The organism is Nocardia wallacei (genome assembly GCF_029869545.1).
Classification (GTDB): Bacteria; Actinomycetota; Actinomycetes; order Mycobacteriales; family Mycobacteriaceae; genus Nocardia; species Nocardia wallacei_A.
On record NZ_JARWQD010000337.1, the window covers coordinates 17,895 to 42,317 of the forward strand.

General features: G+C 69.9%; 25 protein-coding genes. 10 read left to right on the forward strand and 15 right to left on the reverse strand.

Going from position 1 to position 24,423, the window contains the following annotated elements; all coding sequences use genetic code 11:
* Positions 1-44: 44 nt before the first annotated feature.
* Positions 45-3,434 carry a bifunctional lysylphosphatidylglycerol synthetase/lysine--tRNA ligase LysX gene (lysX, locus tag QH290_RS30600; RefSeq protein ID WP_425303671.1) on the reverse strand — a complete coding sequence of 1,130 codons (3,390 nt, stop codon included), beginning with the start codon at positions 3,432-3,434 and terminating at the stop codon, positions 45-47.
* Between the two features lie 52 nt (positions 3,435-3,486).
* On the opposite strand from lysX, the gene QH290_RS30605 reads away from it, so the two are divergent.
* Complete coding sequence (locus QH290_RS30605) at positions 3,487-3,708, forward strand: RNA-binding S4 domain-containing protein (protein ID WP_280267609.1); 222 nt, start codon at positions 3,487-3,489, stop codon at positions 3,706-3,708.
* A gap of 11 nt (positions 3,709-3,719) precedes the next feature.
* Here the strand turns inward: QH290_RS30605 and rraA are convergent, their stop codons facing one another.
* The 6 genes from rraA to QH290_RS30635 all read right to left on the reverse strand — a co-directional run bounded on the left by rraA (position 3,720) and on the right by QH290_RS30635 (position 7,852).
* Positions 3,720-4,202: a ribonuclease E activity regulator RraA gene (gene rraA / locus QH290_RS30610; RefSeq protein WP_280267610.1), complete on the reverse strand. Its 483-nt coding sequence runs from the start codon at positions 4,200-4,202 to the stop codon at positions 3,720-3,722.
* Positions 4,203-4,276: 74 nt separating this feature from the next.
* Entirely contained in the window at positions 4,277-5,218 is a 942-nt protein-coding gene (locus QH290_RS30615) for a copper resistance D family protein (RefSeq protein ID WP_280267611.1), read from the reverse strand.
* Positions 5,215-5,754, reverse strand: a complete 540-nt coding sequence (locus QH290_RS30620) for a copper resistance CopC family protein (RefSeq protein WP_425301802.1) — start codon at positions 5,752-5,754, stop codon at positions 5,215-5,217. The genes QH290_RS30615 and QH290_RS30620 overlap by 4 nt, the downstream gene beginning before the upstream one ends.
* Positions 5,751-6,401: a YcnI family copper-binding membrane protein gene (locus QH290_RS30625; protein ID WP_280386662.1), complete on the reverse strand. Its 651-nt coding sequence runs from the start codon at positions 6,399-6,401 to the stop codon at positions 5,751-5,753. Before QH290_RS30625 ends, QH290_RS30620 begins: the two co-directional genes overlap by 4 nt.
* Before the next feature lie 37 nt (positions 6,402-6,438).
* A complete protein-coding gene (locus QH290_RS30630; RefSeq protein WP_280386664.1) occupies positions 6,439-7,149 on the reverse strand; it encodes a hypothetical protein in 711 nt (236 codons plus the stop codon).
* A 52-nt stretch (positions 7,150-7,201) separates the two neighbouring features.
* Positions 7,202-7,852 (reverse strand): DUF6474 family protein, encoded by a 651-nt coding sequence (locus QH290_RS30635; protein ID WP_280267621.1) that lies wholly within the window; start codon positions 7,850-7,852, stop codon positions 7,202-7,204.
* Positions 7,853-8,008: 156 nt separating this feature from the next.
* On the opposite strand from QH290_RS30635, the gene QH290_RS30640 reads away from it, so the two are divergent.
* The 4 genes from QH290_RS30640 (at position 8,009) to QH290_RS30655 (ending at position 13,071) form a co-directional block, all read left to right on the forward strand.
* Complete coding sequence (locus tag QH290_RS30640; protein WP_425303670.1) at positions 8,009-9,847, forward strand: TM0106 family RecB-like putative nuclease; 1,839 nt, start codon at positions 8,009-8,011, stop codon at positions 9,845-9,847.
* Between the two features lie 81 nt (positions 9,848-9,928).
* Positions 9,929-11,869: a molecular chaperone HtpG gene (gene htpG / locus QH290_RS30645; protein WP_280386677.1), complete on the forward strand. Its 1,941-nt coding sequence runs from the start codon at positions 9,929-9,931 to the stop codon at positions 11,867-11,869.
* Between the two features lie 245 nt (positions 11,870-12,114).
* The gene (locus QH290_RS30650; protein WP_068029993.1) at positions 12,115-12,315 is read left to right on the forward strand and encodes a cold-shock protein; all 201 of its coding nucleotides are present in this window, start codon (positions 12,115-12,117) and stop codon (positions 12,313-12,315) included.
* A gap of 78 nt (positions 12,316-12,393) precedes the next feature.
* On the forward strand, positions 12,394-13,071 hold the full coding sequence (locus QH290_RS30655) for a DUF1361 domain-containing protein (RefSeq protein ID WP_280267614.1): 678 nt from the start codon (positions 12,394-12,396) through the stop codon (positions 13,069-13,071).
* 3 nt (positions 13,072-13,074) lie between these two features.
* On the opposite strand, the gene QH290_RS30660 is transcribed toward QH290_RS30655, so the two are convergent.
* On the reverse strand, positions 13,075-13,842 hold the full coding sequence (locus QH290_RS30660) for an SDR family NAD(P)-dependent oxidoreductase (protein ID WP_068029999.1): 768 nt from the start codon (positions 13,840-13,842) through the stop codon (positions 13,075-13,077).
* A gap of 144 nt (positions 13,843-13,986) precedes the next feature.
* On the opposite strand from QH290_RS30660, the gene QH290_RS30665 reads away from it, so the two are divergent.
* A complete protein-coding gene (locus QH290_RS30665) occupies positions 13,987-14,667 on the forward strand; it encodes a TetR/AcrR family transcriptional regulator (RefSeq protein ID WP_280386667.1) in 681 nt (226 codons plus the stop codon).
* A 10-nt stretch (positions 14,668-14,677) separates the two neighbouring features.
* Here the strand turns inward: QH290_RS30665 and QH290_RS30670 are convergent, their stop codons facing one another.
* The 4 genes from QH290_RS30670 to QH290_RS30685 form a co-directional block, all read right to left on the reverse strand.
* A complete protein-coding gene (locus QH290_RS30670; protein WP_280386669.1) occupies positions 14,678-15,388 on the reverse strand; it encodes a TMEM165/GDT1 family protein in 711 nt (236 codons plus the stop codon).
* A gap of 385 nt (positions 15,389-15,773) precedes the next feature.
* Positions 15,774-16,301: a peptidase gene (locus tag QH290_RS30675; protein ID WP_280267618.1), complete on the reverse strand. Its 528-nt coding sequence runs from the start codon at positions 16,299-16,301 to the stop codon at positions 15,774-15,776.
* A 169-nt stretch (positions 16,302-16,470) separates the two neighbouring features.
* Positions 16,471-17,094 (reverse strand): superoxide dismutase, encoded by a 624-nt coding sequence (locus QH290_RS30680; RefSeq protein WP_068030007.1) that lies wholly within the window; start codon positions 17,092-17,094, stop codon positions 16,471-16,473.
* Between the two features lie 281 nt (positions 17,095-17,375).
* Entirely contained in the window at positions 17,376-17,987 is a 612-nt protein-coding gene (locus QH290_RS30685) for a hypothetical protein (RefSeq protein ID WP_280263087.1), read from the reverse strand.
* Positions 17,988-18,469: 482 nt separating this feature from the next.
* Here QH290_RS30685 and QH290_RS30690 point away from each other — a divergent pair, with 482 nt between their 5' ends.
* The 4 genes from QH290_RS30690 to QH290_RS30705 all read left to right on the forward strand — a co-directional run bounded on the left by QH290_RS30690 (position 18,470) and on the right by QH290_RS30705 (position 21,785).
* Complete coding sequence (locus QH290_RS30690; protein ID WP_280263089.1) at positions 18,470-18,838, forward strand: rhodanese-like domain-containing protein; 369 nt, start codon at positions 18,470-18,472, stop codon at positions 18,836-18,838.
* A 133-nt stretch (positions 18,839-18,971) separates the two neighbouring features.
* Positions 18,972-20,045 carry a DUF4328 domain-containing protein gene (locus QH290_RS30695; protein ID WP_280386671.1) on the forward strand — a complete coding sequence of 358 codons (1,074 nt, stop codon included), beginning with the start codon at positions 18,972-18,974 and terminating at the stop codon, positions 20,043-20,045.
* On the forward strand, positions 20,042-20,809 hold the full coding sequence (locus QH290_RS30700) for a glycerophosphodiester phosphodiesterase (protein WP_280263092.1): 768 nt from the start codon (positions 20,042-20,044) through the stop codon (positions 20,807-20,809). Before QH290_RS30695 ends, QH290_RS30700 begins: the two co-directional genes overlap by 4 nt.
* 52 nt (positions 20,810-20,861) lie before the next feature.
* Positions 20,862-21,785 carry a DUF5926 family protein gene (locus tag QH290_RS30705; protein ID WP_280263094.1) on the forward strand — a complete coding sequence of 308 codons (924 nt, stop codon included), beginning with the start codon at positions 20,862-20,864 and terminating at the stop codon, positions 21,783-21,785.
* 69 nt (positions 21,786-21,854) lie between these two features.
* Here QH290_RS30705 and QH290_RS30710 read toward each other — a convergent pair whose 3' ends face one another.
* From QH290_RS30710 to QH290_RS30720, 3 genes are all read right to left on the reverse strand, one after another.
* Complete coding sequence (locus QH290_RS30710) at positions 21,855-22,403, reverse strand: ferritin (RefSeq protein WP_280263100.1); 549 nt, start codon at positions 22,401-22,403, stop codon at positions 21,855-21,857.
* An 86-nt stretch (positions 22,404-22,489) separates the two neighbouring features.
* Positions 22,490-23,068 (reverse strand): ferritin, encoded by a 579-nt coding sequence (locus QH290_RS30715; RefSeq protein WP_280263096.1) that lies wholly within the window; start codon positions 23,066-23,068, stop codon positions 22,490-22,492.
* A gap of 10 nt (positions 23,069-23,078) precedes the next feature.
* Entirely contained in the window at positions 23,079-24,245 is a 1,167-nt protein-coding gene (locus QH290_RS30720) for an LCP family protein (protein ID WP_280386679.1), read from the reverse strand.
* Between the last annotated feature and the right edge of the window lie 178 nt (positions 24,246-24,423).

Consider the following 24,423-nt stretch of genomic DNA (forward strand, 5'->3'; position numbering starts at 1 on the left):
TACGACCTCGCACGATCCCCGGCGGGGCACCGATCCGCGGGTGACTACCGCGCATCTCCCTGCGACGTCCGCGGTTTCACCAGGGGGAAGGGGAGGGTTTCGCGGATGCTGCGGCCGGTGATGAGCATGACGACGCGGTCGACGCCGACGCCGAGGCCGCCCGTCGGGGGCATCGCGAACTCCAGGGCCTGTAGGAAGTCCTCGTCGAGTTCCATCGCCTCCGGGTCGCCGCCCGCGGCCAGCATCGACTGCTCGGTGAGGCGGCGGCGCTGTTCCAGCGGGTTGGTCAGTTCGCTGTAGGCGGTGCCCAGCTCCACGCCCCACGCCACCAGGTCCCACCGCTCGGCGACGCCCGCGATGCTGCGGTGGGCGCGAGTCAGCGGCGAGACCGAGGTGGGGAAGTCGATGTAGAAGGTGGGCTCCTCGGTGCGGTCCTCCACCAGATGTTCGTACATCTCCAGCACGATCTGCCCGGCGTCCCAGCCGAATTGGTAAGGGACGCCCGCCTTGTCGCACAGCACACGCAGCCGCTCCGTCTCGGTGTCCGGGGTGATCGTCTCGCCGATCGCCGCCGAGATGGCCCCGTGCACGGTCTTGACCGGCCAGTCGCCGGAGATGTCCACCTCCCGCAGCGAGCCGTCCGGGTTCGGCCGCAGCGCAACGCATTTCCCGTTGGCGGCGACGGCGGCCTCCTGGATCAACTGGCGGCAGGCGTGCATCATCCGCTCGTAATCGCTGTGTGCCTCGTAGGCCTCGAGAATCGTGAATTCCGGGTTGTGGCTGAAGTCCACACCCTCGTTGCGGAAGACCCGGCCCAGTTCGAAGACCTTCTCCATGCCGCCGACGCACAGCCGCTTGAGATACAGCTCCGGCGCGATGCGCAGGTACAGATCCAGGTCGTAGGCGTTGATGTGGGTGGTGAACGGCGCGGCATTGGCGCCGCCGTGCACCTGCTGCAGCACCGGCGTCTCCACCTCGAGAAAACCCCAGCCGGACAACGTATCCCGCAGCGACCGCACCACCGCGCTGCGCTTGGTGAGCACCTCGCGGGCCTCGGTGTTGATCGCCATGTCGACGTAGCGCTGCCGCACCCGCGCCTCGGGATCGGCCAGTCCCTTCCACTTGTCGGGCAGCGGATGCAGGCATTTGCCGATCATCCGCCAGTCCTGGGCCAGCAGCGACAGCTCGCCGCGGCGGCTGTGCCCGACCTGGCCGCTGACCTCGATCAGATCGCCGAGGTCGAAGTACTCGTCGAATTCCGCGGCCCGGTCGGCGCCCACCCTGCCGCGGTCGATGACGAGCTGGATATCGGCCGACCAGTCCCGCAGCACCGCGAAAATCACCCCGCCGTAGTCGCGAATGCGCAACAGCCGCCCGCACACTCGCACCGTGGTGCCCTTCGGCGAGCGCCGCGCCGAGGCGACCGTATGGGTCGGGGGATAGGCGACCGGATAGACGTCCACGCCGGTGGCCTCGAGCCGGCGGACCTTGTCCATCCGGACCCGCACCTGTTCGGGGCGGCGGGGACCGGCCTGCTCCAGCTCGGCGGGCGGCAGGTCCGGCGGGCTGCCGTCGGCGTGCAGGCCGGTCATCGTCTGCGGGACCGCCGAGCGAACACCGGTGTGCGCCATGGCATCCGGCTGCTTGCCGAACCGGGGGAGGAAGCCCTCGGCCAGCGCGCTGGCCAGCGCGACCCGCGGCAGCTGGCGGCGCTCCTCGAACATGAAGAACCGCGGCACCCACTGCGGCTGATACTTCACATTGGACCGGTACAGCGCCTCCAGCTGCCACCAGCGCGAGAAGAACATCAGCACGCTGCGCCACAGCCGCAGCACCGGCCCGGCGCCGATGCGGCCGCCCTCCTCGAAGACCGAGCGGAACACCGCGAAGTTCAGCGATATCCGCGTGAGGCCGTACTGGCCCGAGTTGAGCGCCAGCTGCGAGATCATCAGCTCCATGATCCCGTTGGGGCCCTGCGGGTCTCGGCGCATCACATCCAGCGACACCCCGCTGCGCCCCCACGGCACCAGCGAGAGCATCCCCCACACCCGGCCCGCGCTGTCGGCCGCCTCCACCAGCAGGCTGTTGCCGTCCAGGGGATCGCCGAGGCGGCCGAGCGCCATCGAGAAACCGCGCTCGGTCTCGGTATCGCGCCAGGTGTCGGCGCGCGAGACCATCTGCTCCCGCTCGTCGGGGGTCAGCTCGCTGTGGCGGCGGATGCGCACGGTGAAGCCCTGCTTGCGCAGCCGGTTGGCGGCCTGCCGCACCTGCTTCATCTCCGGGCCCGCCAGCGAGAACGTGCGGGTCTCGAGGATCGCCTCGTCGCCCAGCCGCAGCGCCGACAGCCCGGCGCGGCGATAGGCCGTGGCGCCCTGCTCGCCCGCCCCCATCACCGCGGGGGCCCAACCGTATTGGTCGGCCAGCCGCAGCCAGGCGTCGATCGCCTGCGACCACGCCTCGCGCACCCCGATCGGATCGCCGGAGGCCAGGCACACCCCGAGTTCCACGCGATAGGTGACCGCCGCCTTGCCGCTGGGCGCGAAGACCACGGCCTTGTCGCGGCGGGTGGCGAAGTAGCCCAGCGAATCCTCCACGTCCGAGCGCTCCAGCAGCCCGCGCAGCGCCGATTCGTCGAGTCCGGTCATGGCGTTCTCCGCGCGCTGCGAGCGCAGCAGCACCACGGCCGCCGCCATCAGGGCCAGGAAGCCGAAGAAGCCCAGCAGCAGGTTGACCAGGTGCGGCGGATGGCCGTCGAAGTTGTCGTTGCTGACCACGACCGCCGCCGTCACCCGCGACACCGCCCACAGCGGCCGCTCGGCACCGCGCGGCAGGCTGCCGGGGAGCACCTCGACCAGCCCCCAGCCGACCAGGCAGCCGATCGCCAGCCCCCCGACCAGCACGCCCAGGGCCACCCATCCCGCACCGCGGCGCACATGGGTGTAGAACTCCGGCCAGGACACGATCAGCAGGCCGATCACCGCGGCGTGCACGATCAGCGCGATCAGATCGTGGATATTGCGGTCGTCGGCGAAGGCGAGCGCGTTGCCGACGGCGAACAACGCCAGGTAACCGACCAGCAGCCACCAGGCGATCCGCTTGCGGCTGGCGGTGGCCCCGGCGAGCAGGGCCACGATCAGGGCCCACACCAGGCTGGTGTCGGGGGCGTCGAAGTAGTAGGCGTCGATATAGCGCCGGGGGATCTGGGTGATGAATCGCAGGCCGGGGGAGATGCTCCACAGCCCGCACAGCACGGAGAAGACCCCGAGGACGAGTCCCACGATGTGGGGCACCTCGCGCAACCGCCCGTGTCCGCGATGCGGCACCTCCGTCGGCCGCGGTCTGTGCTCGGTATCGGGGTGCTGCCGGTCCTGCGTCGAAGTCACCGCATCAGTGTGGCGGTTGACCGGGCTCGAATACAGAAGGTCGGCGGGCATGTCCGGGGGCCGGGATGTGCCGGTGCGGCGGCGAGAGGTAATGATGTACCCCATGGCGGATCCAGTAGATGTGCCGATCGATGACGAAGTCATCCGACTCGGACAGTTCCTGAAACTGGCCAACCTCATCGATACCGGCTCGGAGGCCAAGGCGGTGATCGCCGAGGGCCTGGTCCGCGTCAACGACGAGGTCGAACTGCGGCGCGGCCGTCAATTGCACGCCGGTGATGTCGTCTCCCTGGCCAGCCACCAGGTGCGCGTGGTCACCGTGTGACAGTGGCGTATTTACGCCCGCACGACGATGCCGTCGTGGTCGCTGTAGAGCATCTCGCCCGGCACGAAGGTGACCCCGCCGAATTCGACCGGCACATCGCGTTCGCCGGACCCGGTCTGCGTGCTCTTGCGGGGGTTGGTGCCCAGCGCCTTGATGCCGATGTCCAGGGTCCGCAGGATCGCCGAATCGCGGACGGCGCCGTGCACGACGACCCCCGCCCAGCCGTTGGTCACGCCGCGGCCCGCGATGATGTCCCCGACCAGGGCCGTGTGCACGCTCGCACCGCCGTCGACCACCAGTACCCGGCCCTCGCCGGGTTCGCCCAGCGTCTGCTTGACCAGCAGGTTGTCCTGGAAGCAGCGGATGGTGACGATCCGTCCGGAGAACGCCTCGCGGCCGCCGAACTGCGTGAACTGCGTATCGCAACTGCGGATTTCGGGGCCGATCTCGTCGGCGAGGTCGGCCGTCGCGACTGGGTTTGCTGATTCGGTCACGAACCCCAGCTTGCCATGGCGCCGGTCGGTGTTTCCGGGGGCCTTCGCGGTGTCAGGCATCTCGCCCGCGAGCGTCACGCGGTGACCGCCAGCGTCGCCGCCAGACCGAACACCAGCGCCATCACCACCACCTCGGAAACCGCTCGGCGCAGCGAGGATTCGGCGGTCATCCGGTGGTCGCCCGCCACCGGCACCCAGTGCCGGCGCCACCACCAGCCCAGCGCGAGCAGCGCGCCCAGCAGCGCCGTCTTGGCCACCAGGATGCGGCCGTAGCCGGTATCGACGAGCGGTGTCAGCCCGCCGAGCCGGACCAGCCCGTTGCAGACGCCGGTCACCGTCACCACCGCCAGCGCGGGCAGCGCCCAGGCCGAATACCGGGGCAGCAGCACCGCCCATTCGCCGCGGGTGCGCGTCACCAGCGCCAGCGCCAGTAGCAGCCCGAACCAGACCGCCGCGGCCAGCGCGTGCGCGGCCGCCAGCACCGACCCGAACGCCTGCTGCGACATGTGTCCGGTGATCGGCCGCAGCACCAGCGCGACCGCCGCGAACACCAGCACCAGATCGGCGGTGGCGTGCTGCGGCCGCCGATAGGCCAGCGTGCAGTAGCCGGTGACCGCGCAGGTGCCGATCAGGATCGCGATGCCCACCTGGCCGCCGCTGATGTAGATCAGGTAGTCGCCGAACTGCGGCAGCCGCAGCCGGGCCACCGGCACCCCGACCACCTGCGCGGCCTCGCAGGCCAGCACCGCGAATTCCGTTGCTACCCAGAGCCCGCCGAACCCGGCCAGCGGCCGCCACGGCGGCCGCAGCCGGTCGTGCAGCCGCGGGAGCAGGGCCAGGCCGAGCACGGTCGCGCCGGCGCAGTCGGCCAGCGCCCGCACCGGGGCCTCGGACTGCACCGGATCCGGGGCGGCCAGCGCCCAGGCCAGCGCGCACCCGAGCAGTGCGGCCGGGACGACCAGCAGCAGCGCCGCGCGCAGGGCGGTCGCACTGCCGCCGGTCGCCGACCTGCTCACTGTCGCTTGCGGGTGCTTCCGCGGCCGAGCAGCACGACCGCCAGCACGCCACCGAGCACCACGACCGCGGCCACGACGAACACCCACACCGGGATGCCGCCGGATCCGTTGTCGTCGGCCTCGCCCGCCGGGTCGGCCTTCGCGCCGGGGGCGCCGTTGCCGGGCTTGGTGAGCGTGAACGTGCGGGTGCCGCTGACGGGGTGGCCGTCGGCGGAGGTCACGCGGTAGGCGATGGTGTAGCGACCGGCCGGACCGAGCTCACCCACCTCGACGCTCGCGGTGGGCCCGTCGATGACCGGCTGCCCCTTGTCCCAGCGGTTGCCGTCCGGGCCGACCACGGTCAGCGACGGGAAATTGGGCTGCAGGTTCTCGTTGAAGGTGACGCTGACCCGGGCCGGGCTCGCGTCGATCTGCGCGCCGTCGGCCGGATCGGTGGCCACGACCGACGAATGGGCTGCGGCCGGACCCGCGGCCACGATCGCGAGGCCGCCGAGCAGCAGGCCGCTCACCAGGGCGAACAGGAGGCGCCGCATCACGACCGCCCTCCCCGGATCAGTGCGCCGAGGCCCGCCAGGGCACCCAGTGCGCCGAGGGCCAGGCCGATGCCGCCCAGCCAGCGCGCCGTGGTGTCGGTCTCGTGCGGCGTCCGGGTACCGCTCGCGGCCACGCTGTGATCGTCGCCGGAGCCGCCCGGCGCGAGCGTCAATTCCGGTGCCGGATACTCCGGCTCGGCACCGTCCGGGCCCATCGGCTGATCCCAGTTGACGACCTTGCCGTCGCTGTAGGACTGCGCGGCCGGGAAGCCGACCGTCGCCTGCTCGGGCAGCGGTCCCGCGGACAGGACGAAGCGCTGGAACTGGCCGGGGGCGACGCCCGGATTGCCGGGGTCGGCCGTCCAGGTGACGGCGATCGCCTGATTCTTGTCGTTCTTGTCGACGGTGGCCGTCCACCCGGGCATCGGCTCGGTGCGGGCGGAGGACAGCCCGGGCAGGGTGACGGTCAGCTTGGTGGTGGCGGCGGTCGCCGATTCGGTCGGCACCTTGAACGTGACGACGGTGTAGCCGCCCTGCTCGGCGCCGGGTGCGTCGGCGGTGACGTGCGCGGCGGCGGTGCCGGACCCCAGCAGGGCCAGCCCGGTCGCGACGCCCGCCGTGACGACGGCGCGCGGAATCACTGTGGACATGGGAACTTTCTCGGTCGAGGGGTGAGGTGTCGGGGGATCAGACCGGCACCGGTGGCGCGCGCGGGGCGATCGCGCCGAGACGGAGAAAGCGGTAGGAGCGGGTCACCGAGCCCGGCCAGCGGACCGAGCCGAAGGGCGGCGGTGGGCACGGCGCGCCGACGATCGCGCGAATGGTCTGCGAGACAACGGCATACAGCCGGTCGGCGGCACCGATCAGAATCGTGCACAGCAGCGTCGCGAGCGCGTGGGCGGCCAGCATCGGCCCGGCGGGCAGGTGCACCCCGGCGACGAGAATGTCTGCGGCGTGGGCGGATTCGCGGACCGGTGCGCCGTGGTCGTGCCCGATCGTTCCGGACAGGGCCGCGTGCCCGGTTAGTTGGGCTCCGGACAGTACCGCGAAAAGTGTTGCGCGGCCGAGCTTCCCGGCGGGCTGCGGCAGGTTCGCGATGATCGCCCCGCCCGTCGCCGCCGCCAGCAGCAACAGCGTCAGCGCCGTCGACCCGGGATATCCGCCACCGGCCAGCCCGTGCGCCGCCACCGCGAGCACCATGACCGTCGTACCCGCCAGAATGCCGCGCAGACGGCCGTCTCCGGGCGACGGGTGTCGCGACTGTGGGCGGATCCGCCCACCCGGCAATCGAATTCGTGCCGAATCGGCTCGATGCCCGGTGGCGGTGCCGAGATCCCGAGAGGCGATACCGATGCCCGCCCGCGACCCGCCGCCGGTTGCGGCGGGTGCGTGACCCACCGCCCCGGGTCGTGGCAGGCCACGGTGGCTCATCGGTGCGGGTTTCCGGGGCTCAGCGCACGCCGAGGCGGGCGAGAATATCGGCCTCGATGCCGGACAGCTCGTGGGAGATCGACCCGTGCACGGCGCGGCGGCGCTGCGGGGGCATCTGCTCGGCGGTGCGAACCGCGGCCGTCAGGCTCTCGAGCCGGTCCCGGGTGGTGGCGACGAACTTCCCGGTCTCCTGCTGGTCGGCGCTCCGGTCCGCCTTGCCCTCGATCTCGGTGAGCGCGCCCTCGGCATTGACGACGCGCGCCTGCAGCTTGGCGCCGTGGCCGCTGAAATCGGTGAGCTGATCCAGGCCGATGCCGAGCCGCTGGGCCCGGCGGGTGTCGACCTGCCCGCGAATGAACGTCGCGGCGCGATAGGCGAGCGGGGCCAGCACCGGCACCAGCACCCGGGCCACGCCCAGATACTTCTTGACCTGGCCCGCGGAGAGCAGGTCCCGCTCGGCCTTCGCGGCCGCCTTCTGCGCGGCCTTCTCCTCCGCCTTCAGGGTCGCGATCTGCTGCTTGGCCACCTCCCGCTGGTTGCGGGCCTCGGCACGATCGCGTTTGCGCTCGTTACGGGCGCTGAGCTTGGCCTCCATGGCGGCCTTGTGCTTGAGAGCCTTCGCCTCGGCTTTGCGGTCCGGCCGCCGCTTGCGCTTGGTGAACAACCCCATGAAGCCCTCCGTCATGCTGATTCGCCGCAGGCAGCCGCTACCTGCCGCGTAGTCCGGTGCACACAGTCTGCGCCAAACCCTACTGGGTTTGCCCGCCGCCGCAGATCGTGTGGTGCGGTTCGCGAGGATGTCGGGGGTCTGGACCATACTGCTTACGTGTATTCGGGCAGCGGCGACCGGAATGGGCGCGATCACGAGGGCGGCGGCGCGGAGCGGCGGGCGGCCGCGACGCGTGCGGGTGCCGCCGTCGCCGCGGGTACCGGGGAGTGGGATGCGCGGGCGGTGGCGCCGGGGGTGGAGGAGCGCGAAATGCCTTCCGCGGCAAGCGATACGGGGAACGGTCGGGTGGCTTATGTCGATGCCCGCGCACTGATCGGATGTCGGCATCGGCTGCATCTGGAGGCCACCCATCCCGAGGTGCTGGTGGGGGTCGCGGAGGACGCGGGAGTCCAGCAGCGCCGCGAGGCCGCCCGGGCACACCGGGAGAAGGTGCGCGATACGCTCGTGGCCGCCGCCCCGGATCAGTGGGTCGTGGTCGATCCCTCGCTCCCCGCGCGCGAGCGCGCCGCGGCCACCATGCGCGCCTGCGCCGACGGCGTGCCGCGGATCTGGGGTGCGCTGCTGCCACAGGAGGCCGACACCGGCCGCCGCGGCGGGTCGGAAATCCTGCTGCGCGATACCGACCGCGGCGGTTATCTCCCGGTCGTCGTCGTCAATCACAAGATCACCGACCCGCGGCAGCCCGACCCGGCCGATTTCCATCCGCTCACCTCCGACCTCTACCGCTGGGAGCCCCGCCCGGACCGGCACGTGCGCGTGCGTGCCCAGCCGCGCGACCAGCAGCGCCTGGCCCACCTGTACCGCATGCTGCAGCGCCACGGCCTGGCGAGTCCGGCCCTGGTCGGCGGGGCGATCGGCTACCACTTCGACCGCATCCTGGTGCACGACCTCGCCCCCCTGCTCGACGACTACGACCGCCGCTACGCCGACCGGATCGCGGTGGTGCGCGGTGAGCTGCCGACGATCCCGTCCAAGGTGCCCGAATGCCGCCGCTGCCCGTGGTGGTCCCGCTCGGCCACCCCGGAGACCCCGAGCTGCGAGCGCTGGCTGACCGAACATCGCGATGTCAGCCTGGTCGCCCCGGGCTCGCGCGCCGAGCTGCTGCGCCGGCACGGCGTCGAGACCATCGAGGACCTGGCCGGTTGGACCGGTGACGACCCCGACGACTGGCAGTACGAGCCGTTCACCGAGACCGTGGTCACCGCGCGGGCCTGGATCTCCGGCGCCCCGCTGGTCCGCCGCTTCGACCAGGTGCGCGTGCAGCGCGCCGACGTCGAGGTCGATGTCGACCTGGAGAGCTTCCAGGAGTACGGCGCCTACCTGTGGGGCACCCTGCTCGAGGGCGTCTACCGCCCGTTCGTCACCTGGGATCCGTTGCCGACCCAGGACGAGGCGCGCTCCTTCGCCGAGTTCTGGGCGTGGCTGATGCAGGTGCGGGCGCAGGCCGTCGCCGCCGGGAAAACCTTTGCCGCCTACTGCTATTCGCGCACGGCCGAGGACAAGTGGCTCTACGAGTCGGCCCGCCGATTCGCGGGCATGCCGGGCGTCCCCACCGAGGAGCAGGTGCGCGAGTTCGTCGACGGACCGCAGTGGGTGGACATGTTCCAGGCGGTCTCCGAGCAGTTCATCTGCCCGAACGGCAAGGGCCTGAAGAAGATCGCCCCGGTGGCCGGATTCGGCTGGCGCGACCCCGAGGCGGGTGGCGAGGCGTCGATGAGCTGGTACCGGCAGGCGGTCGGCTACGACGGCGAGCCCGACCTCACCCAGCGCACCCGGCTGCTGGAGTACAACGAGGACGATGTGCGCGCCACCCAGGTGCTGCGCGAGTGGATGGCCCCGCGCCGCCCCGGCGCACCCGGCGCCGCGACCGAGGTTCCGGCCATGTCGGACTTCCGCGACCCCAGCCCTGTCGTCCCGCCTGCGCCGCCGTCGTAATATCTGGGCGTGACTGAGCCTACCCGCCCCACCGACTCCGCAAGCTCCGTCGGCTCACCGTCCCCCGAGCACGTCGAACAGCTGGAGTTTCAGGCCGAAACCCATCAGCTCCTGGAACTGATGATCCACTCGGTCTACTCGAACAAAGACACATTCCTGCGCGAGTTGATCTCGAACGCCTCCGACGCCCTGGACAAGCTGCGGCTGGAGTCGTACCGGGACAAGGATCTCGAGGTCGACACCTCCGACCTGCACATCGAGCTGGAGGTCGACAAGGACGGCCGGACGCTGACGGTGCGCGACAACGGCATCGGCATGTCCCGGGCCGAGGTGGTCGATCTCATCGGCACCCTGGCCAAGTCGGGCACCGCGGAGCTGCGCAAGCAGTTGCTCGAGGCCAAGAAGTCGCAGACCGAGGCCGAGGAACTGATCGGTCAGTTCGGTATCGGCTTCTATTCGACCTTCATGGTCGCCGACAGGGTCACCCTCACCACCCGCAAGGCGGGCGAGTCCGGAGCCACCCGCTGGGAATCGGCGGCGGGGTCGTCCACCTACACGATCGAGGACCTGGATTCCGCGCCGCAGGGCACGGAGGTGTCGCTGCACCTCAAACCGGCCGACGAGGACGACCACCTCTTCGACTACACCCAGGAGTGGAAGCTCCGCGAGATCGTCAAGAAGTACTCCGACTTCATCGCCTGGCCGATCCGCATGCAGGTGGAGCGGACGGTCACCGAGGGGGAGGGCGAGGACAAGCAGGAGAAGACGATCCTCGAGGACCAGACCCTCAACTCGCAGAAGGCGCTGTGGACGCGGCCCAAGAGCGAGGTGTCCGAGGAGGAGTACAAGGAGTTCTACAAGCACGTCTCGCACGCCTGGGACGATCCGCTCGAGACCATCCCGCTCAAGGCCGAGGGCACCTTCGAATACCAGGCGCTGCTGTTCATTCCGTCGCACGCGCCGTTCGACCTGTTCCAGCGCGAGCATCAGCGCGGCGTGCAGCTGTACGTGCGGCGGGTGTTCATCATGGACAACTGCGAAGAGCTGATGCCGGAGTATCTGCGCTTCGTCAAGGGCGTGGTGGACGCGCAGGACCTGTCGCTGAATGTGTCGCGCGAGATCCTGCAGCAGGACCGGCAGATCCAGATGATCCGTAAGCGCCTGGTGCGCAAGGTGCTGTCCACCGTGAAGGATCTGCAGGGTGCGGAGGACACCTCGAAGTACGAGACCTTCTGGAAGGAGTTCGGCCGCGTCCTCAAGGAGGGCCTGCTGTCGGACTTCGACAACCGCGAAACCATTCTGCAGGTCTCCTCGTTCGCCTCCACCCACTCCGAGTCCGAGCCGACCACGCTCGCCCAGTACGTCGAGCGCATGGCCGAGGGCCAGGATCAGATCTACTACATGACCGGCGAGTCCCGGCAGCAGATCGAGAACTCGCCGCACATGGAGGCATTCAAGGCCAAGGGGCGCGAGGTGCTGATCCTCACCGATCCGGTCGACGAGATGTGGGTCGGTGCGGTGCCGGAGTTCGACGGCAAGCAGTTCCAGTCCATCGCCAAGGGCGAGGTCGATCTGGAGACCGAGGAGGAGAAGAAGGCGTCCGAGCAGCTGCGCGAACAGCAGGAGAAGGACTTCGGCGACGTGCTGAAGTGGCTGCAGCAGACCCTCGACGACAGCGTCAAGGAGGTGCGCCTGTCCGCGCGACTGACCACCTCACCGGCGTGCATCGTCGGCGACGCCTTCGACTTCACCCCGCAGCTCGAGCGCATGTACCGCGCCTCGGGCCAGATCCTGCCGGAGACCAAGCGAATTCTCGAGCTCAATCCGAGCCATCCGCTGGTCACCGGCCTGCGCGATGCCTACGGCGAGAAGAAGGCCGACGCCGACGAGGGTAAGGCCGACGATCTCACCCAGACCGCCGAACTGCTCTACGGCACAGCGGTTCTCGCCGAGGGTGGCGAGCTGAAGGATCCGGCCCGGTTCGCCCAGGTCCTGGCCGATCGGCTGACGCGCACGCTGTAATCGCTCGGTCGTCCGCGGCGGGGTCGGCTGTGACGCTGGTCATGGTTGTCCCCGCCGTGGGAACAACAGCGGTTCTCGTGCGTTACTGTTGTTAGTCGCATTTTTTGTTGTTTCATCATGCTCGTGCGGAACAGTGTGCGGGCGTCGCTTCTCCTTGCCAGGCAAGTTGCAAGTCGCCGTCTGGGTGCGACTCGGCCGCCGCAACCGCGGTGCCGAATGACAAACTCTGTCAAGGAGAAAACAAGATGGTTCAGGGAACCGTGAAGTGGTTCAACGCGGAGAAGGGCTACGGCTTCATCGCTCATGAGGGCGGGCCGGACGTATTCGTCCACTACTCCGAGATCGAGGGCACCGGCTACCGGGGCCTCGACGAGGGCCAGCAGGTGAGCTTCGAGATCACCCAGGGCAAGAAGGGCCCGCAGGCCTCCGGCGTCCGCGCGCTGTAATCACAGACCGAACGTCCAAGGCCCGCACCGTTTTCCGGTGCGGGCCTTGCTGTGTCCCGGCGCCGAAGATCACGCATCATGGATCGCATGGACGTCGTGCTCGACTCGGTGGGGGCGAACCTGATCGACCTGGTTCGTCGAGACTTCTACTGGATGGCCTGGAACACGGTGCTGGCGTGGGTTCCGGTGGTGCTGGCGCTGCTGGTGTTCCGCACCCAGCGGGGCGCGCGGGCGATCCCGCGGTCCCCGGTGTGGTGGGCGGGGGTCGCGCTGTTCGTGCTGTTCCTGCCCAACGCGCCCTACGTGGTGACCGATCTGGTGCACCTGCGTGAGGACATCCATTTCGTCGGCGACGGGCCGGTGGTCACGACGGTGCTGCCGCTGTACGCGGCCCTGATCGTCTCCGGATTTCTCGCCTACTACCTGGCGCTGTCCGAGCTGGGGCGGTTCCTGGAGGGCGTGGGTCTCGCCCGGTGGCGGGCGCCGGTCACGCTCGCGGTCCATCTGCTGTGCGCGATCGGCATCTTCCTCGGCCGCTGGACCCGGCTCAACAGCTGGGAGCCGGTGGTGCAGCCGCGCGATACCGTCGACCGCATCCTGCTGGCCCTGAGCTGGTCGTGGGCGCCCGCCGCGATCGTGGTGCTGGCCCTGGTCACCGCCGTCGGGCATTTCGTGACCAAGGCCGTCACCGAGGCCGCCGTGGCGAGCACCCGCCGCGCCCTGCTCCGGCTGCGCCCCGCCTCCGACTCGGCGTGAGCGTCAGCGCGGCGCCATGCGCAGGGCGCCGTCCATGCGGATGGTCTCGCCGTTGAGGTAGTCGTGCTCGACGATGTACTGCGCCAGCTGGGCGTACTCGTCGGGGCGGCCCAGGCGCGAGGGGAACGGCACGCCCGCCTCGAGCCCCTTGCGGTACTCCTCGGTGACACCGGCCAGCATCGGGGTGTCGATGATGCCGGGGGCGATGGTGTCCACGCGAATACCGAACTGCGCCAGGTCGCGCGCGGCCGGAATGGTCATGCCCGCGACACCGCCCTTGGACGCCGAGTAGGCGATCTGCCCGATCTGGCCCTCGAACGCCGCGACCGAGGCGGTGTTGATGACGACGCCGCGCTGACCGTACTCGTCGAGCGGCTCGGTCTTGGCGATCGCGTCCGCGGCCAGCCGCATCACGTTGAACGTGCCCAGCAGGTTCACGGTGATGACGGTGCGGAACAGCTCCAGATCGTGCGGGCCGTTCTTGGACAGGATCCGACCGGCCCAGCCGACACCGGCGCAGTTGACCACGATGCGCGGCGGCACACCGGACTCGACGACCGTGGCGACCGCGGCGGCGACGTCGTCGGCGCTGGTCACATCGGTCGGGATGAGGGTGACACCGGCCGGAACGCTGTCGCCCGCCCGCTCGATGGACTGCTGCAGGTCCAGCCCGAACACGGTCGCGCCCAGATCGGCGAAGCGCTTGGCGGTCGCGGCGCCCAGGCCGGACGCAGCTCCGGTGATGATTGCGGCGGATCCCGAAATCTCCACGGTGTTTTGGTCCTCTCGTTCGTGACGGCCCTTCGCTGGCCTTCCGTCAATAAGCACCATAATGGGCGTTCGGTGACGGTCGGCCGGGGGTCGCCGCCGAGGCGTTTGTGAACATCCCTGTTCTTCAGTGCTACCGTCGTCGATATGCCAGAGCCGGTCAGCACCGCCCGTCAGCTGCCCCGCGGCCGTCACGGCCTGCCCCGCGAGACGGTGGTCCGCGCCCAGCGCGACCGCATCCTGGGCGCGATGGCGGAGGTGATGTCCGAAAACGGTTATGTGGGAACGTCCGTCGCGGCGATCATCAAACGGGCGGGCGTGTCCCGGGAGACCTTCTACGAGCAATTCCGTTCCAAGGAGGACTGTTTCGAGGCCGCCTACGAACGGGCCGTGCAGCTGCTGGTGGACCGGATCATGGAAGCGGCACGGGCGCACACGGATTCGTCCACCCCGGTGGAACTGGAACAGCGCATGGACGCGCTGCTGACCGCCTACCTGGACGGCCTGGCGAGCGAACCGGCCAACGCGCGGCTCTACCTGGTCGAGGTATATGCGGTGGGGCCCAAGGCCATTGCCCGCCGCGCGCAGCTGCAGGAATCGTTCGTCTCGATGCTCGCCGACATCCTCGACGCCCACACCGAACAGCAACGTTTCGCCTGCCAGACCCTGGTGGCCGCCCTGAGCGCCATGGTCACCACGCGAGTCGCCGCCGACGACCTGAACGGACTACACGCCCTGCGCGACCCGCTGCTGGACCTGATACGCCGCAGCGGAGACCTGTTCGGCGCCGCCCCCTCCGAGCAGACCCCCGCAGCCTCCCACACCTGACCGCCCTCCCTCAGCGACCGAGTTCGCTCAGCCGTGGGTGTCGAGCCGGTTCGGTTCGGCGGAGTACCCAGAGGGCGCCTCCTGCCAGGGCGGGGGTGATCGCGGCGAGTGCCAGCTCGGGGAGCTGGCCCAGGGTCGGAGCCAGGGCGCCCAGCAGGGTGGCGGTGCCGATGTAGAGGAACAGCAGGCCCGAGCCGGTCGCGATCAGGCGTTCGGGCAGGTGCCTGCCGACGGTGATCCCGATCGCGATGGCCAGCGCCCCGGCGGCGACCATGCCCAGCACCGATCCGGTCCACACCGCCACCCAGCTGCGGTTGGAGGCGAGGGCGATGGTGGCGAACATGGTCCGGTCGCCGAGCTCGGCGAGCAGGAAGGCCGACAGCACCACGAAGAAGGCCCGGCCCGGCGGCCGCGCGGCGGAGTCCGCCGCGGTGGTCTCGGGATCCGCGCCCCGGGCGTGCACCTCGCGCAGCGTCCACCCGCCGACCGCGAGCAGGATGACGCCGGTGCACACCGCGATCAGCTCCGTCGGCAGCGCGGCGCCGAGGAAGTGCCCGACACCCGTCGCGATCAGATTCACCGCGACGCTGGCGGCCGCGATGCCCGACAGCACGATCCACCACCGGTACCGCAGCGCGAAGGTCAGGGCCATCAGCTGTGACTTGTCGCCGAGTTCGGCGACGAAGATCACGCCGAAGCTCAGCGCAATCGTGGTGATCATGAAATCGGCTCCCAGGTCTCCGGCCTGCCGGCCGAAGACGGGTGCGCCCTCAGCCGACAACGCACCGAATAATCGGTCGGTCTGTCATCGGCCGAAGGTCTCGCCCACCGGGATTCCGGTTCACGTGGCCGGACCTGCTCGACGGATCTCGCGGGGCGGGTCAGTATGTCGACCACGTGATTGGGGGCTACTCCCCTTCGCTGACGGTCAGCCTACCCTCGGTTACCGTCGTACGCCAACCCCCTGTCGCCGAAATCGCAATGCGCACAATAAGTTTGGCGATCCCTGCCGAAAGTTTCGGGTACCCGTCGCAACCTGGCAGCAGACCCGCACGGACTCGGACAGCCGACCCTCGAGCCCTGGTCGGCAGGGGGAGCGCGGCGATTCAGGCCGCGAGCAGCATGGCCAGCACGGCGGTGTCCGGATCGCTGTTGGGATCCACGCCCACCCGGCTCACCATGGTGTTCACCGTGCCGTCGAGTTCGGCCTCCACCCATGCCGCGCGGTGCTCCAAGCCCAGGTGCGGCACTCCCGGCAGCAGCACGCAGCCCGACGCCGCGCCCGTGGATTCCGGCAGCGCCGGGCGCGTCTCCGACGGTGGATGCAGCATGATCAGCGCGGGCGGCACGTGATCGGCGAATCGGCCGGGCTCGACGGCCTCGTCGCCCAGCACCGGCCCCTCGGCCAGCACCAGGCCGATCGTGCCCGGCTCCGGGTCGTCGGGGAGATCCTCGCGGGCCCCGAAGACGGTGGAGGTGGCCAGCAGCCCGGGGAGGCTGGCGACCCGGACCGCCAGGACGAGCAACTGCGCCCACTCCTTGGTGGTGTCGGGCCAGCGGCCGCCGATGAGGAAACCCCGCAGTAGTCCGTGCGCCTGGAAGGGCGTGACCAGTACCTGATCGTTCGTGCGCATCGCTACCTCCCGAGGAGCGAACCCGTCCTTGAGTTGTGAGTACCCGAGAATGACGCAAACAATGTCTGGCACACAAGTACCAGAGAGTGCCAAACCCCAGGTAACAGGCCGGAAACACGAAACCGGGCCCGCGAATCAGATTCGCGGGCCCGGTCGGGGTCGAGCGTTGTCAGCCGAAGACGAGACCCTTGGCCTGGGAGGTCGCCCGGGCGAAGCGCTCCTGCACATCGGCCCAGTTGACGACGTTCCAGAAGGCCTTGACGTAGTCGGCCTTGACGTTCTTGTACTGCAGGTAGAAGGCGTGCTCCCACATGTCGACCTGCAGCAGCGGGATGACGCCCAGCGGCACGTTGGCCTGCTGGTCGTACAGCTGGAACGTCAGCAGCTTCTGGCCCAGCTGGTCGTAACCCAGCACCGCCCAGCCGGAGCCCTGCAGGCCGTTGGCGGCGGCGGTGAACTGCGCGCGGAACTTGTCGAACGAGCCGAACTGGTCGTCGATGGCGGCGGCCAGCTCCCCGACCGGCTTGTCGCCGCCGTTCGGGGACAGGTTCTTCCACCAGATGGAGTGGTTGACGTGCCCACCCAGGTGGAAGGCCAGGTTCTTCTCGTTCAGGAAGATCGCGCCGTGGTCACCGGACTCGCGGGCGGCCTCCAGCTTCTCGAGCGCCGCGTTGGCACCGGCGACATAGGTCGCGTGGTGCTTGGAGTGGTGCAGCTCGTTGATCTGCCCGGAGATGTGCGGCTCCAGGGCGCCGTAGTCGTAATCCAGATCTGGCAGCGTGTACTCAGCCACGATGTCCCTTCCTCATGATGTCGGGCCGTGTGCACCCGAGATTGTCTCGGGCGCACCCAACCATCATTCGTACACCCGCTCGGTTGCAACCGGGTTCCATGCCCCCGGATTCCGAACCCGGCCGGTGTCCCACGGTGTGGACGCCGACCGGCGGCGATCCGGGCCGCCGGCACCGACGACGCTAGTACCCACGGGCGCTGTTTGCCTCTGTCGAATGACCGGCACGGGCGCGATTAACCGCCCGCCCGGGAAAAAGGCGGGATGACGTGGGGAAGCGGAGGCTACATGGGGGGTGCGACGTCGGGCAGCATGGTGCGCGGATCGCAGGCGTCGTGCGCCTTCCACCAGCGCCGGCCCCCGTCGGCGAATTCGGCCGGGGTGAGCGGGCGGCCGTCGGCGGTCTCCACCTCGAGGCCCTCGAACCACACCCGCACGTCGAGTTCGCGGGGATCGACGCCCTCCTGCTGCGAGAATTCCAGCACGTGGACGGCCGGGCTGTCGCTGACCGCGGTGTCGAGGCTCAGCAGCTCGCCCCACAGCGCCCAGCCGCTGTCGTCGACGTCGATGAAATCCCAGCCGTGCAGCGCGCCGCCGCCGAAACTGGCGATCGCCTCGCCGAGGGTGTCCAGGGTGAGGGGGGAGATCTGCGGTTCCAGGTCGTCCCACTCCTGCCTGCGCAGGGACGCGGCGACCCGGCTGACCCCGGTCAGCGTCAGGAATACGCGGCGGTCCTCGGGCGGCGGCCCGTCGGCCGGCAGGGTCAGCACCTCCAGTTCGAGTCGCAGCCGCGCGGCGGCCGCATCGACCGTGACACCGAGGCAGGTGGCCTCGGAGAGCGCGGTGTTCAGCCCGGCCGCATCCAATCCGTCGAGTAACCCCCTGCTCGCGTCCATGGTCCAAGGCTACCGACGAAGCAGCCCGGAGCCCGGGATTTCAGTTTCTCGCTAGTGTTGTCGTTTTTTTCGAAAGTCATGGGAACCGAACCGGCGGACGTCTCGTCCAAGTAGTTGTCGGGACCACGCCGCGGATCTCGGATACGTACCCGACCTGCGGTGTGGCCCCGCTTCGGCGGCGGGTGACCGCTCCGGGATGAGGAGGGGAGTCTCGGATCGGTCACCCGCATGCGCTGCGTAGGCTCCGCCCGCCCGATCCGGGTGGTCGATCGACCGGCTCACCGTAAACCTGTGGATCAGGTTGTGGATTATGTGGATAACTAAGGCCGGGATATACACAGTCCGGGCTGGTGCGGGGGATGCGCCCGGGTATCACCGCCGGAACAGACCGCACGTTCGGGCCCCGCATGTCTCGCGCCGCGGCGGGGCGCAAGACCGGCGGAACTCCACGCACGTCCGGCGCCCGTGGCAGGATCGGAACCGTGACGAGCCCCGAAGTTCCGTCGGTGCCGGTCGACGAAGTGCCCGCCGAGTTCGACGCCGCCGTGCCCGCCGCGGCCGGATCCAGTGCCATCCTGCTCGACGTCCGCGAGGACGACGAATGGCAGCTCGGACACGCGCCCGGCGCCCTGCACATTCCGATGGCCGACGTTCCGGCGAGGGTCGATGAGCTCGACTACGACTCCGACATCTACGTCGTCTGCCGCCAGGGCGGCCGGTCCATCGAGGTGGTGAAGTACCTGGCGCACGTCGGATTCGACGCCGTCCACGTCGTCGGTGGCATGGTCGCGTGGCAGCGCTCCGGCCGCCCGCTGACGGGCGCGGACGGGCACGAGGCGAGGATCTACTGATGGCCCACGGCTCCGGACGACACGAGGCGAGGATCTACTGATGGCCCACGGCTTCCGACGACACGAGGCGAAGGTCGACTGATGGCCCACGGCTTCCTATGACACAGCTACCGAGGAAAGGGGGCGGCGCCCGATGAGTACGGTCGTGCAGCCCTGCGCCCGCTGCGGGTCGCGCTGGGCGGTGCAGGGCAGGCCGATGCACTGGTGCCCGCGCTGCCGCGGCGTGCTGCTGTCTCCGGCACCGGTGGACGCTCCCGCCGAGCATCGCAACTACCGCTGGGTGGCCCGGCCGCCGGGGCGGCATCCGCGCACCGGCCGGTCCGCCCGCCCCGCCCGGTCCGCGCCGTCGACCCCCCGCTACACCGAGATGCCGCGCTGGGGCCTGCGGGACGAGCCGCCGCGCCCGGCGTCCGTCGCCCGCCATCCGCTGTCCCGGCTGACCGACCGTCTCGACCGCCTGCTGGTGATCACGACCGTCGTGTTCGCGGCGGCGGGCATCGCCGAATTCGGGCGGTATCTGATCCTGCTGCGCAACCGCACCCGCCTGATTCATCCCGCGCTGCTGCTGATCTCGGATATCGCGGTGTACGTGACCGCCGTGCTCGCCCTGCTGTTCGCGCTGGCCGGTGCCCTCGCGCTGGTCGGCTGGCTGATCGACGCCCGGCGGGCCGCGTACACGCGCGACGGGCGGCGCGATCCACGGTCGCTGCCGATGCTGCTGGGCGGCTGCGTGATTCCCGGGGTGAACCTGATCTGGCCGGGCGTCTTCCTGATGGAACTGGTCCGGCGGCGCGGCGGGGACCCCCGGGTCGTGCGGGCGGTGCGGATCTGGTGGTGCGCGTGGGTGCTCAACGGCGCGATGGTGATCGCCGCGCTGTGCTGGCGTACCGCCGGATCGCTGCAGGCCCAGGCCGACGGTGTGATGTTCACCGTCTGGACCGATCTGGTGGCCGCCGCCGTCGCCGTGCTGTCGCTGTGGGTCGTCAGATTGATCGAGGGTCGTGACCTGCGCGGTCGCGTCCGGATGCCGAAGCGGTGGGTCGCGTCGGTGGGTCCGGCGGCTCCGGTCATCGAGCCCGTGCACCCGGTGGCGGAAAGCGATGGGCGCGCGCCGGATTCGGCGGTCGGGAAGAATGACGGCTCCGATGCGGAGCCCGAGGTGGCGTCCGAGGCCGGATCCGAGCAGGAGGAGGTCATGGCGAAGTGAGCCGAGACAGTCGCGCACCGTTCGTGGTGGCGCACCGGGGCGCATCGGGCACGCGCCCAGAGCACACCCTGGCGGCCTTCGAGCTGGCGTTGCAGGAGGGTGCCGACGGTGTCGAATGCGATGTCCGGCTGACGCGCGACGGGCACCTGGTGTGCGTGCACGACCGCACCGTGGACCGGACCTCCTCGGGCACCGGGCTGGTGAGCGAGCTGAGCCTGGACGAACTGCGCGAGCTGGACTTCGGCGCCGACGACGCGCCGGCCGGCGTGGTCACCCTCGGCGAGCTGATCTCGCTGGTGCTGGACTGGCGCAGCCGCCCCACCAAGCTGTTCATCGAGACCAAGCATCCGGTGCGCTACGGCGCGCTGGTGGAGGCCAAGGTGCTGGCCGAGTTGCAGCGTTTCGGGATCGCGACGCCGGCGTCGGCCGATCATTCGCGCGCGGTGGTGATGTCGTTCGCCGCCACCGCGGTGTGGCGCATCCGGCGGTCGGCGCCGCTGCTGCCCACGGTGCTGCTCGGCGAGTCGTCGCGGTATCTCGGCGGCAGCGCCGCGACCACGGTGGGCGCCACCGCCGTCGGGCCCTCGGTGAAGACCCTGCGCGAGCATCCGGACCTGGTCGACAAGGCCGCCGCGGCCGGGCGGGCCACCTACTGCTGGACCGTCGACGCCGCCGAGGACGTCAAGCTCTGCGCCGATCTCGGCGTCAGCTGGATCGCCACCAATCACCCGGGCCGTACCAAAGCGGTACTGGCCACGGTATGACTCGCGTGCCCCTGCGCCGTGTGCCCAATCCGACACTGTAGGTTCACCGTTCGTGGGTAAGAGCAAGCGCAACAGTCCCAAGCCCGACAGCAATCGGGCCCAGCGTCTCGCCGAGCGCCGCGCGGCACAGGAGCGGGCGGCGCAGGCCGCGACGCGCCCGTTCGCCGGACTGGCCGCCGAATGCGATCTCGTTGCGCTACGGGAGTTCGTGCCGTCGGCCACCGCGACGCTGAAGCTGTCCACCGGTGTCGCCGCCAAGCGTCCCGTCACGCTGGCCACGGTGCTGCCCGGGGCGGTGGCCGCCCTGGTGCGCGCGAGTGACGAGCCGTCCGGATTCGTCGGCGCCCAGGTGCAGTTCCAGTCCGGCGACCCGGCCGCCGATCTGGCCGCCGCCGTGCTGTGGACGCAAACCGCCGAGCCCGGCGAGTCGCTGCAGGCCGCCGCGGCCGCCGACGATGCGGTACCGGCGCTGGATCAGGTGATCGATCCCGGCGCGGGCCTAGATCTGACCGTGCACCAGGACTTCGACTGGTGGGTGCCCGAGGGCGTGACGCCCGATCCGCAGGTCGCCGCGACCATCGAACAGGCCAACCAGGCGATCATGCCGTCGGACCGGCTGGAACTGGGCGGGGATGCGATCGGCGCGGCCTGGTGGGTCGATGCCGGGGAGAAGGCCCACCTGCGCTGGGTCCGCCCCGAGGACGAGGACGCGCTGATGCTCGCGCTGGCCCGGGTGCACGCCGCCGGTGGGCTGCAGCTCGGCGAGGGCTCCCGGTTCGCCGGGTCGTTCCGCACCCACGGGCTGCTGGTTCCGGTGTTCGACCTGGATCGGGAGCGGCATCCGAGCGAATGGGTCACTCCCGCACGGGAATTCGGCGCGCGGCTGGCCGAGGCGCTGGCCACGGACGCACCGTTGAGCTCCGACGAGCGGCGCTCACGCGACGGGCTGCGGTCGCGTCAGGTCACGCTGCGCTAGCGGTTCGAGGACGGCGAAAAGCTCGGCTCCGTACAGGCGGAGCCGAGCGTCGCTCACCGTGGGGGAACCTCAGATCGATCCGCCCGCCGCATGCGGCGCACCCGACGTATCGTCCGGTCCGCTCATCTCGCGGGAGACGAAATATTCCAGATCGAACAGGTTGCTGCCGGCGCGGTCGGCGACGGTGAGCAGCGTCGTCATCCGCGCGACCTCCTCGACCTGCTCCTTCAGGAACCACTGCATGAACTGCTCGCCCAGATAGTCGCCCTCTTCCCGGGCGGTGCTGGCCAGTTGGACGATCTGATCGGTGACCGTCTTCTCCTGGGACAGGGCCAGGGCGATGGGCTCGCGGGCATTCTCGAATTTCGACTTCGCGCCGTCGATACCGGACAGCTCGATACTCATATCGCGATCGAGGAAGTACTGCGCGATCATCATCGCGTGGTTGCGTTCCTCGACGGCCTGCTTGTAGAAGTACTTCGCCAACACCGGAAGATCGGCATTGTCGAACCATACCGCGATTGCGATGTACTGATGTTCGGCATTGAATTCGTGCCGAATCTGGTCGTGGAGCAAGCTGTGGAACTTGCTGCGTGGGGTTTCGGGGTGGCTGGACATGAGCACGACATTAATGCTGGTTATCGCGCTTGTCATCCAAGTGCACCCTTATTGAGTACAACCTTATTGAGGCAAGTATTGCCTAATTAAATGCGTGTTGTTCCTGCCATTTTCGGTGCGGCCGGATCCGGTTTCGGCGGACGCTGCAGTTCGCGTGTGACGAAGTCCTCGACATCGAAGAGGTTTCCGTCGGCGCGATCGCAGACGGCGAGCAGCGTGGTCATGCGGGCCGCCTCCTCCAATTGGTCGCGCAGGAACCACTGCAGGAACTGCTCGCCCAGGTAATCGCCGGTGTCGGACGCGATGCGGCTCAGCGCATTCATCTGCGTGGCCAGCCACTGTTCGCGCCGCTGCAGGAAACCGACGGCCGCGCGCGCCGAATCGAAGGTGGACACGATCTCGTCCAGCCCGCCTACCCGAATCGCGACGTCGCGGTCGAGCAGGTATTGAATCATGCGCAGCGCGTGCCCGCGTTTGTCCTCTGCCGCGCGATAACAGACGCCCGCCAGGCGCGGCAGCCGCATCGCGTCCAGATACACCGCGGCGGCGAGATACTGCTGCGCCGCGGTGAATTCGTGACGGATCTGGTCGCGCAGTGCCGCGGGAAACGACCGCTCGCCGTTCGCGGCGGGAGCGCTGTCCGGGGGATGAGCGTCGTTCGGCATGTGATCGACGTTACCGCGTGAGCAGATCCTCGGGAATCGGCTTGTCCGAGGCGAGTGCGTCGAAGAACCGGCTCGCCTTGTCCCTGTCCCACAGCAGCACGTTGCCGCTGCCGGACACGTCGTCGAATCCGCCGATCGGGACCGTGGTCGTCACGGTGTCGCCGCGCAGCCCCCAGCCCAGCCGGGCCAGATCCCAGAGGTGGTCGTCGTTGTCGACCTGCAGCGAGTCGGCCAGGCCCTGCGCCAGCGGCCAGCTGCGCAGCGGGTTGACCAGCGTGCCGGTGCTGGTCGCCTTCTTCAGCAGCGCCGCCAGGAACAGCTGCTGGTTCTGCATGCGGTCGAGGTCCGCCCGGGGCGTCGCGCGGGTGCGCACGAAGCCGAGCGCCTGGGCACCGCTGAGGTGCTGGCAGCCGGCGGGCAGATCGATTCCGGCCAGCGGATCGTCGATCGCGTAGGGCAGGCACATATCGATTCCGCCCACCGCGTCCACCATTCCGGCGAAGCCGCCGAAACCGATCTCCGCGAAATGGTCGATATGCAGACCGGTGACCGTTTCCACGGTCTGCGCCAGCAGCTTCGGGCCACCTGCGGAATAGGCCGCGTTGAGTTTGTCCCGCCCGATGCCGGGGATGGGCACATAGGAATCGCGCGGCAGGCTGACGATGGTGGTGGCGCCCGATTTCGGGACGTGCACCAGCATGATCGTGTCGCTGCGCTCGCCCCCGGCATCGGCGGTGTCGCCGGTGGACAGCTCGCTCTCCTGATCCTTGGTCAGGCCCAGGCGGCTGTCGGATCCGGTCAGCAGCCAGTTCGTGCCCGGCGTGTCGCCGACGCGGTCGGGATAGTCGCCGAGCGCGTCGATGCGGTGCAGCGAGCGGTCCAGATAGACCGCCGCCACGATCGGCGTGATGAGCACGACGAGCAGCAGTGCGACCAGCCAGCGTCCCCAGTGCCGCTTGCGGCGCATGCGCGGTTGCGGCGGGGGCGGCCGCTCGCGCCGGCGCGGCGGCGGCCCCGGGGGCGGAGGCGGCGGTGGTTCGCGATAGGGCACGGGCCGCTGCGTCGGCGCATGGTCTGCCGGGCGGCGCGGCGGGGCCTGGCGGTAGCGGGGCGGGTTGTCCGCGGGCGGCACCTGCGACCAGGCCAGGGCCTGTTCGCGGGCGGCGTCGCGGCGCATCACCTGGGTGGGCTCGTGCGGTGGCCGGGGCTGTCCGCCGCGCGGGTACCGCTGCTCGGGGGGTGGCGCGGGGCGGCCGGGGGCGGGGGGGGGGGCCCCGCGCGGGCGCGGGGTGGGGGGGGGGGGGGGGGCGGTGAAAAACGCGGAGGGACAGGTACGGGGGGGCCGGGGGGTGAGT